General features: G+C 74.4%; 8 protein-coding genes. All 8 read left to right on the top strand.

All coding sequences use genetic code 11. The features are described from left to right. The coding region (locus IE321_RS39465) for a UbiA prenyltransferase family protein (RefSeq protein ID WP_506417414.1) at positions 1–386 on the top strand (386 nt) is incomplete at its 5' end. Further along, positions 383–1261 carry a sugar phosphate isomerase/epimerase family protein gene (locus IE321_RS39460; protein ID WP_190226484.1) on the top strand — a complete coding sequence of 293 codons (879 nt, stop codon included), beginning with the start codon at positions 383–385 and terminating at the stop codon, positions 1259–1261. The genes IE321_RS39465 and IE321_RS39460, both read left to right, overlap by 4 nt. Next, positions 1255–1935, top strand: a complete 681-nt coding sequence (locus IE321_RS39455; protein WP_190226483.1) for an EboA domain-containing protein — start codon at positions 1255–1257, stop codon at positions 1933–1935. The genes IE321_RS39460 and IE321_RS39455 overlap by 7 nt, the downstream gene beginning before the upstream one ends. Further along, the gene (locus tag IE321_RS39450; RefSeq protein ID WP_190226482.1) at positions 1935–2783 is read left to right on the top strand and encodes a TatD family hydrolase; all 849 of its coding nucleotides are present in this window, start codon (positions 1935–1937) and stop codon (positions 2781–2783) included. The genes IE321_RS39455 and IE321_RS39450 overlap by 1 nt, the downstream gene beginning before the upstream one ends. Before the next feature lie 10 nt (positions 2784–2793). Further along, entirely contained in the window at positions 2794–3963 is a 1170-nt protein-coding gene (gene eboE, locus IE321_RS39445; protein ID WP_190226481.1) for a metabolite traffic protein EboE, read from the top strand. A gap of 59 nt (positions 3964–4022) precedes the next feature. Continuing rightward, on the top strand, positions 4023–5426 hold the full coding sequence (locus tag IE321_RS39440) for an alkaline phosphatase family protein (protein WP_190226480.1): 1404 nt from the start codon (positions 4023–4025) through the stop codon (positions 5424–5426). 126 nt (positions 5427–5552) lie between these two features. Then, positions 5553–6713 carry a sugar phosphate isomerase/epimerase family protein gene (locus tag IE321_RS39435; RefSeq protein WP_190226479.1) on the top strand — a complete coding sequence of 387 codons (1161 nt, stop codon included), beginning with the start codon at positions 5553–5555 and terminating at the stop codon, positions 6711–6713. 42 nt (positions 6714–6755) lie between these two features. Then, positions 6756–8885 carry a PQQ-dependent sugar dehydrogenase gene (locus IE321_RS39430; protein WP_190226478.1) on the top strand — a complete coding sequence of 710 codons (2130 nt, stop codon included), beginning with the start codon at positions 6756–6758 and terminating at the stop codon, positions 8883–8885. Positions 8886–8892: the final 7 nt, after the last annotated feature.

Genomic DNA, 8892 nt, shown 5'->3' with positions numbered 1-8892 from the left:
CCGTGCACACGTACGCCGTCACCGCCGTGTCCCGGCACGAGGCACGGGGCGGCTCGACGCTCGTCCCCCTCGGTGCCCTCGCCGCGACCTCCGCCCTCGGGGCCGTCTCCGCCCGCCGCGCGCTCCGGAAGCCGGACGGCGTGGCCGCGCTCGTCCCGCTGCTGCCCGCCGCCCTCTACGTCGGCACCGCCGGCACGCCCCTCCTCCACGCCGCGCTCCACCCGTCACCGCCCCTCACCCAGCGCGCCGTCGGCGGCGGGATCCGCGCCATGATCCCGCTCCAGGCCGCCCTCGCGGCCCGTGCCGGAGCCCTCGGCACCGCGATCGGCGTGCTGGGACTCGCCCCCCTCGCCCGCACCCTCGCACGGAAGGTGAGCGCCACATGAGCGAACGGCGGCGACTCCGCCTCGGATACGGCACCAACGGGCTCACCGACCTCCGCCTCGACGACGCCCTCGGGCTGCTCGCCGACCTGGGCTACGACGGCGTCGGGCTCACCCTCGACCACATGCACCTCGACCCGCTCGCGCCCGGCCTCGCCGCCCGCACCGCCCGCGTCGCCCGACGCCTCGGCGCGCTCGGCCTCACCGCCACCGTCGAGACCGGGGCCCGCTACGTCCTCGACCCGCGCCGCAAGCACGGCCCCTCGCTGCTCGACGCCGACCCCCGGGACCGCGCCGCACGGGTCCGCCTGCTGCTCACCGCGGTCGGGGTCGCGGCGGACCTCGGGGCGCACGCCGTGCACTGCTTCAGCGGCGTCACCCCCCCGGGCACCGACGACGCCACCGCCTGGCGGCGCTTGACGGACGAGCTGGCGCCCGTGCTCGACGCCGCCGCCGACGCCGGCGTGCCGCTCGCCGTCGAGCCCGAGCCCGGACACCTCCTCGCCACCCTCGACGACTTCCACCGGCTGCGCGCCGCACTCGGCGACCCCCCGCCCCTCGGCCTCACCCTCGACATCGGCCACTGCCAGTGCCTGGAGTCCGCACCGCCCGCCGCGTGCGTCCGCGCGGCGGCGCCCTGGCTGCGGCACGTGCAGATCGAGGACATGCGGCGCGGTGTGCACGACCACCTGCCGTTCGGCGAGGGCGAGATCGACTTCCCCGCCGTGCTCGACGCCCTCGCGGCCACCGGCTACCAGGGCCTCACCGTCGTCGAACTGCCCCGCCACGCGCACGCCGGCCCACGCCTGGCCGCGGAATCCTTCGCGTTCCTCCGCGACGCGGCCGCGGCCGCCGCGAAGGGAGCGCCGGCATGCTGACGCCACCACCGTCCCGGACCCGGGCGGACCTCGCGGCCCGGCTGCCCGACGACCAGGCCCGTGCCTGGTTCGCCGAGGCCCTCGCCGACGCCTCCCGGGCCGCGACGGCACCCCAGGGGCCGCCCGCCGCCGACCCGGCCACGGCATCGGAGGCACCGCCCGCGCCCGCTCCCGGGCACCCCGTCTGGCAGTCGCGCTTCGTCACCGCCGGCCGGCACTGCGGCCCGGACGCCGCGGACGACGTACGGACCCTGCTGCTGATCGAGGCACGGGCCGACACGGAGACGCTGACCCGTCTGTACCGGGAGGGCAGCGCCCCCGAGCGCCGCGCGGTCCTCCTCGCCCTGCCCTTCCTCGTCGACGGCCCCGGGGCCACCCCCCTCGTGGACGACGCCCTGCGCACCCACGACACCCGGCTCGTCTCCGCCGCCGTGGGCCCCTACGCCGCCGAGCACCTGCCCCCGCACGCCTGGCGGCACGCCGTCCTGAAGTGCCTCTTCACCGGCGTACCGCCGGCCGCCGTGGCGGACCTGGCGCGGCGGGCCGCCGGCGACGCGGAACTCGCCCGCATGCTCACCGCCCTCGCGGCCGAACGCACCGCGGCGGGCCGGGAGGTCCCCCGCGACCTCCGCCACGCCCTGACCCTGACCGGCGTACCGAACGAGGAGCCGTGATGCGCATCTTCGACCCGCACATCCACATGACGTCGCGCACCACCGACGACTACGCGGCGATGTACGCGTCGGGCGTCCGCGCCGTGGTCGAACCGGCCTTCTGGCTCGGCCAGCCGCGCACCTCGCCCGCCAGCTTCCTCGACTACTTCGACGCGCTGCTCGGCTGGGAGCCGTTCCGCGCCGCCCAGTACGGCATCGCCCACCACTGCGCGATCGCGCTCAACCCCAAGGAGGCCAACGACCCGCGCTGCACGCCCGTCCTCGACGAGCTGCCCCGCTACCTCGACAAGGACTCCGTCGTCGCCGTCGGCGAGATCGGCTACGACGCGATGACCCCCGCAGAGGACACCGCGCTCGCCGCCCAGCTCCAGCTCGCCGCCGACCACGGCCTGCCCGCCCTCGTCCACACCCCGCACCGGGACAAGCTCGCCGGACTCCACCGCACCCTCGACGTCGTCCGCGAGTCGGCCCTGCCCGTCGAACGGACCCTCCTCGACCACCTCAACGAGACGACCGTCGCCGCCGCCGCGGACAGCGGCTGCTGGCTCGGCTTCTCCGTCTACCCCGACACCAAGATGGACCCGGACCGCGTGGTCGCCGTCCTGCGGACCTTCGGCACCGAGAGGACGCTCGTCAACTCGGCCGCCGACTGGGGCAGGAGCGACCCGCTCAAGACCCGTGAGGTCGCCGACGCCATGCTCGCCGCGGGCTTCACCGACGACGACGTCGACCGGGTCCTGTGGCGCAACCCCGTCGCCTTCTACGGACTCAGCGGCCGGCTCCGGCTCGACGTCCCCGCCCCGGACGCCCTGCACGAGGGCAACTCCGTGCTGCGCGGCGGGGAATGAGGAGGGGCCCGTGCGCTTCCGCCACCCGGACGGCACCCTCGTCCACCTCTCCTACTGCACCAACGTCCACCCCGCCGAGACCCTCGACGGCGTCCTCGCCCAGCTCCGGGACCACTGCGAGCCGGTGCGCCGGCGCCTCGGCCGCGACCGGCTCGGCATCGGCCTCTGGCTCGCCCACGACGCCGCCCGGACCCTCGTCGACGACCCGGCGGCGCTGCGCGGGCTCCGGACCGAGCTGGACCGCCGCGGCCTCGAAGTCGTCACCCTCAACGGCTTCCCCTACGAGGGCTTCGGCGCCGAGGCGGTCAAGCACCGCGTCTACCGTCCCGACTGGACCGAGCCGGAGCGCCTCGCCCACACCACCGACCTCGCCCGTCTCCTCGCCGCCCTGCTCCCCGACGACGTCACCGAGGGAAGCGTCTCCACCCTGCCGCTCGCCTGGCGCACCGGCTTCGACGAGCACGCCGCCGCCACCGCCAGGAACGCCCTCACCACCCTGACGGAACGGCTCGACGCGCTGGAGGAGCTGACCGGCAAGTCCGTCCGCGTCGCCCTCGAACCCGAGCCGGGCTGCGTGGTGGAGACCACCGCCGACGCCATCGGACCGCTCGCCGACCTGCCCGGCGACCGCGTCGGGGTCTGCGTCGACACCTGCCACCTCGCGACCTCCTTCGAGGACCCGGCCACGGCGCTCGCCGCCCTCGACGCCGCCGGCATCCGCGTCCCCAAGGCCCAGCTCTCCACCGCCCTGCACGCCGAACACCCCCACCGGCCCGAGGTGCGCGCCGCGCTCGCGGCCTTCGCCGAACCGCGCTTCCTGCACCAGACCCGCACGACCACCGCCGCGGGACTCCGCGGCACCGACGACCTGCCCGAAGCGCTCGCCGGCGACACCCTGCCCGACGCGGCCCCCTGGCGCGCCCACTTCCACCTCCCCCTGCACGCCCCGCCCGCCCCGCCGCTCGGCTCCACGCTCCCCGTCCTCAAGGACACCCTGGCCCGCCTGGGCCCCGGCGCCCACCCCCGCGCCCGCCCCCTGGAGGTCGAGACGTACACCTGGCAGGCCCTCCCGCCCGGAGCGCGGCCCCGCACCCGCGGCCGCCTCGCCGACGGCATCGCCGCCGAACTCACCCTCGCCCGTGACCTGCTCACCGACCTCGGCCTGAGGGAACTCCCCTGAGGAGCCCCGAGGAACCCGCCAAGGACCGCCCGTGAAGGACCTCCTGTGAAGGACCTCCCGTGACCGACGCGAAACCCCCGGCCGGCGGACGCCCGACCCCCCTCCTCGGCCTCGACGTCGTCGGCCTCAACCCCCGGCTCCTCGACCACATGCCCCGCCTCGGCGACCTCGCCGACTCCGGCTCGCGCGCCCCCCTGTCCACCGTGCTGCCCGCCGTCACCTGCGCCGCCCAGTCCACCTTCCTCACCGGGACCCCGCCCGCCGAGCACGGCATCGTCGGCAACGGCTGGTACTTCCGCGAACTCGGCGACGTCCTGCTGTGGCGCCAGCACAACGGCCTGGTCGCCGGCGACAAGGTCTGGGACGCCGCCCGCCGCGCCCACCCCGGCTACACCGTCGCCAACATCTGCTGGTGGTACGCGATGGGCGCCGACACCGACATCACCGTCACCCCCCGCCCCGTCTACTACGCCGACGGACGCAAGGAACCCGACTGCTACACCCGCCCGCCGGCGCTCCACGACGAACTCACCGCACGATGCGGCACGTTCCCCCTCTTCCGGTTCTGGGGACCGGGCGCCTCGCTCGACTCCAGCCGGTGGATCGCGGACGCCACCCGGCACATCATGCGCACCCGCCGCCCCGACCTGACGCTCTGCTACCTCCCGCACCTCGACTACGACCTCCAGCGGTACGCCCCCGACGACCCGCGCTCGCTCCGCGCGGCCGCCGAACTCGACGCGGTCATCGGACCGCTGCTCGACGACGCCCGCGCCGAGGGCCGGACGGTCGTCGCCCTGTCCGAGTACGGGATCACCCCCGTCAGCCGCCCCGTCGACATCAACCGCGCCCTGCGCCGCGCCGGACTCCTCGACGTCCACACCCAGGACGGAATGGAGTACCTCGACCCGATGGCCTCCCGCGCCTTCGCCGTCGCCGACCACCAGCTCGCCCACGTCTACGTCCGCCGTCCCGAGGACCTCCCGGCCACCCGCGCCGCCCTCCAGGACCTGCCCGGCGTCGAGGAACTCCTCGACGACGAGGGAAAGAAGGCACATGGCCTGGACCACCCCCGCTCCGGAGAACTGGTCGCCGTCGCCGAACCCGACGCCTGGTTCACCTACTACTACTGGCTGGACGACGCGCGCGCCCCCGACTTCGCCCGGCTCGTCGAGATCCACCGCAAGCCCGGCTACGACCCGGCCGAACTGTTCATGGACCCCCAGGACCCCTACGTACGGCTCAAGGCCGCGGCCGCCGTCGCCCGCAAGAAGGCCGGCCTGCGCTACCGCGTGGCGGTCGTGCCCCTGGACCCGTCACCCGTCCGCGGCAGCCACGGCCGCCTGCCCGCGAGCGACGCCGACGGGCCGCTCATCCTCTGCTCCACCCCCGGCGCCCTGCCCGGCCGCACCGCGGCCACCGAGGTGAAGCCGCTCCTCCTGCGGCTCGCCGGCCTCGCCTGATCCGCCGCGCCGCTCCCCGTACCGCCCCACCCCGCTCCGCCGCGCCCCGCGCCGGGCCGCTCGACCCCGAGTGCTCCGGCACGCCCGGCACGCCCCCGTACCCCTGACGACGAAAGCGAGAACGCCGTGACCCCGTCCCCCGAGGAGACCACCGCCGGCGACGAGCTGCGCCGCACGCTCGGCGTCAGCCGCCGCCGCTTCCTCAGCACCTGCACCGCCACCGCGGCCGTGGCGATCGCCGCCCCCGTCTTCGGCGCCTCGCCGGCCCTGGCGCGGACCGAACCGCGGCCCTCCGGCGACCGCGGCCGCTCCGCCCTCGTCCCCCCGGACAAGCGCGGACTGATCCTCTACACCGTCCGGGACGCCGTGGCACGCGACCCGCTCGCCTCCGACCTGCCGTCCGGCTTCCGCGAAGTGTTCCGCCAGCTGGCCCGGTACGGCTACCGGCAGGTGGAGTTCGCCGGGTACCGCCAGCACGCCAACGCACCCGGCGGCGCGGACCTCGGCACCGTCGAGGGCGCGCGCCTGATGCGCTCCTGGCTCGACGAGTACGGGCTGCGCGCCCAGGGCAGCCACGGCTTCATCCCCGGCTCCTGGCCGCTCACCCCCGCCGACCTGGACGCGTTCCGGCAGGCCCTGGAGATCGCGAACATCCTCGGCATGGAGCACATGGGCACCGGCGGCGACCCCACCAACAGCCCCTACCGCGCCGACTGGGACGTCGCCGCCGACAAGTGGAACACCCTCGGCGCCCTCGCGGCCCGGGAAGGCGTCAAGCTCTACACCCACAATCACGACAGCGCCTACGACTTCCTCCTCGACGGCGGTCCGCTCGACGCCCAGGGCCGGCCGACCCGCAGCTCCGGCATCCGCAAGCTGGAGTACTTCCTCCAGGTCAGCGACCCCAGGAGCGTCTACCTGGAGCTGGACGTCTTCTGGGCCCACGTGGCCCAGTACAAGTTCCCCGCCTACACCGCCCACGACGGCTCCCGCCACGAGCGGATCTTCGACCCGGCCGGGCTCGTGGCCCGCCACACGCCCCGCTTCCCGCTCTTCCACGCCAAGGACGGCGTGATCAACCCGGAGAGCGGCATGGGCTACGACATGGTGCCGTTCGGCACCGGCGACATCGACTACCGGCGCTTCTTCACCCGGGTCGGGGCGAAGAACCGCCACCACCCGATGGTCGAGCAGGACACCGCCCCGAGCACCACCGTCCCCGGCCAGTCGCTGGAGTACGCCCGCATCGGCTACGACAACCTCGCCGCCCTCCGTGCCCACCGCTGACCACGACGCCCCGCCCCCGAACCAGTAGCGAAGGAGTTCCGCGTGCGCAACAGACGGATCGTCACCCTCCTGGGCACGGCGGCGCTGGCCGGCGTCATCGGGCTGCTGCCCCTCACCCCCGTCCAGGCCACCACCACCCCGGACGAGGCCCAGGCCCCACCGGCCGCGTCCGCCTTCCAGAAGGTCACCCTCAACGACCGGCCGGGCGAACCCATGGCCCTCGCCGTGCTGCCGGACCTGCGCGTCCTGCACACCGCGCGCACCGGCGAGATCCGCGTCCACGACCCGAAGAGCGGCGTGAACTTCCTCGCCGCCGACATGAAGAAGAGCCCCGCCGGGCTCTACCAGCACGACGAGGAGGGCGTCCAGGGCATCGCCGTCGACCCCGACTTCGCCAGGAACCACTGGGTCTACCTCTACTACTCGCCCCGCCTCAACACGCCCATGGACGACCCGGCCACCCCGGGCGTCAACGAGGGCGACGCCCCGCAGACCGGTACGCCCGCGGACTTCGCCCCGTACAAGGGCTACACCCGGCTCTCCCGGTTCAAGCTCACCGGCAACACGCTGGACTACGCCTCCGAACAGAAGATCATCGACATCCCCGCCGACCGCGGCCTCTGCTGCCACGTCGGCGGCAAGATCGACTTCGACCACCGGGGCAACCTGTTCCTGTCGACCGGAGACGACTCCAACCCCTTCTCCTCGGACGGCTACGCCCCCCTCGACGACCGCCCCGACCGCAACCCCGCCTACGACGCCCGCCGTACCTCGGGCAACACCGCCGACCTGCGCGGCAAGGTGCTCCGCATCAAGGTCAAGCGCCACGGCGGCTACACGGTCCCCGACGGCAACCTCTTCGCCCCCGGCACCCCGAAGACCCGCCCCGAGATCTACGCCATGGGCCTGCGCAACCCCTTCCGCTTCGGGGTCGACAAGCGGACCGGTGAGGTCTACGTCGGCGACTACTCGCCCGACGCCGGCACCGCCCGCCCGGACCGGGGCCCCGCCGGACAGGGCCGCTGGATGGTCGTCGACCGCCCCGCCAACTACGGCTGGCCGTTCTGCGTGACCCGCGACCAGCCCTACCAGGACTACGACTTCGCCACCCAGAAGTCCGCCGGCGCCTTCGACTGCGCCGCGCCGGTCAACGACTCGCGGCACAACACCGGACGCACCGTCCTGCCGCCGGTCACGGACGCCGAAATCGTCTACGGCTACGCCGCCTCGGCCCAGTTCCCGCAGCTCGGCACGGGCGGCATCGGCCCCATGGGCGGCCCGGCCTACCGGTACGACAAGCACAACACCGCGGAGAACCGCTGGCCCGCCTCCCTCGCCGACAAGCCCCTCTTCTACGAGTGGACCCGCGACCAGATGAAGGCCCTCACCCTCGGCAAGCGCAACGAGGTGCTGGCCATCGACGACGCCGTCCCCGGCATCCGGACGGACGGACCCATCGACGCCGAGTTCGGCCCCGACGGCGCGCTCTACGTCCTCGAGTACGGCACCGGCTACTTCGCCGAACTGCCCGAGGCCCAGCTCTCCCGCATCGACTACCTCCGGGGCAACCGCACACCGGAACCCAAGGCCACCGCCGACGTGGTCAACGGAGTCAACCCGCTGACGGTGCGCTTCTCCGCCGCCGGCACGCAGGACGCCGACGGCGACGCCCTCCGCTACGCCTGGGACTTCGACGCGAACGGCACCGTGGACTCCACCGAGCCCGACCCCACGCACACCTTCACCACGAACGGCGTCTTCGAGGCCACCCTGAAGGTCACCGACAGCACCGGCCGGTCGGCCTCCACCGCCGTCCAGGTCGTCGTCGGCAACAAGGCCCCCCTCGTCTCCCTCACCACCGACCCCGCGCCGCACGGAGGCACCGCGTTCCACTGGGGCGACACCGTCACCTGGAAGGTCGACGTCACCGACGACCAGCCCGTCGACTGCTCGAAGGTCACCGTCTCGTTCATCCTCGGCCACGACTCCCACGGCCACCCGCTGTCGACGAGCACCGGCTGCACCGGCTCGTTCCAGACGTTCGTCGACGGCGGCCACGCCGGCGCGGACAACCTGAAGGCCGTCTTCAACGCCTCGTACAAGGACACCCCTCCGTCCGGCCTGCCGTCCCTCTCCGGCAGCGCGGAGGTCGCCCTGACCCCGGCGGACTGACCCCCAC

Source organism: Streptomyces hydrogenans, from assembly GCF_014656075.1.
Taxonomy (GTDB): Bacteria; Actinomycetota; Actinomycetes; order Streptomycetales; family Streptomycetaceae; genus Streptomyces; species Streptomyces hydrogenans.
This window is presented reverse-complemented; position numbering and strand designations above follow the sequence as displayed.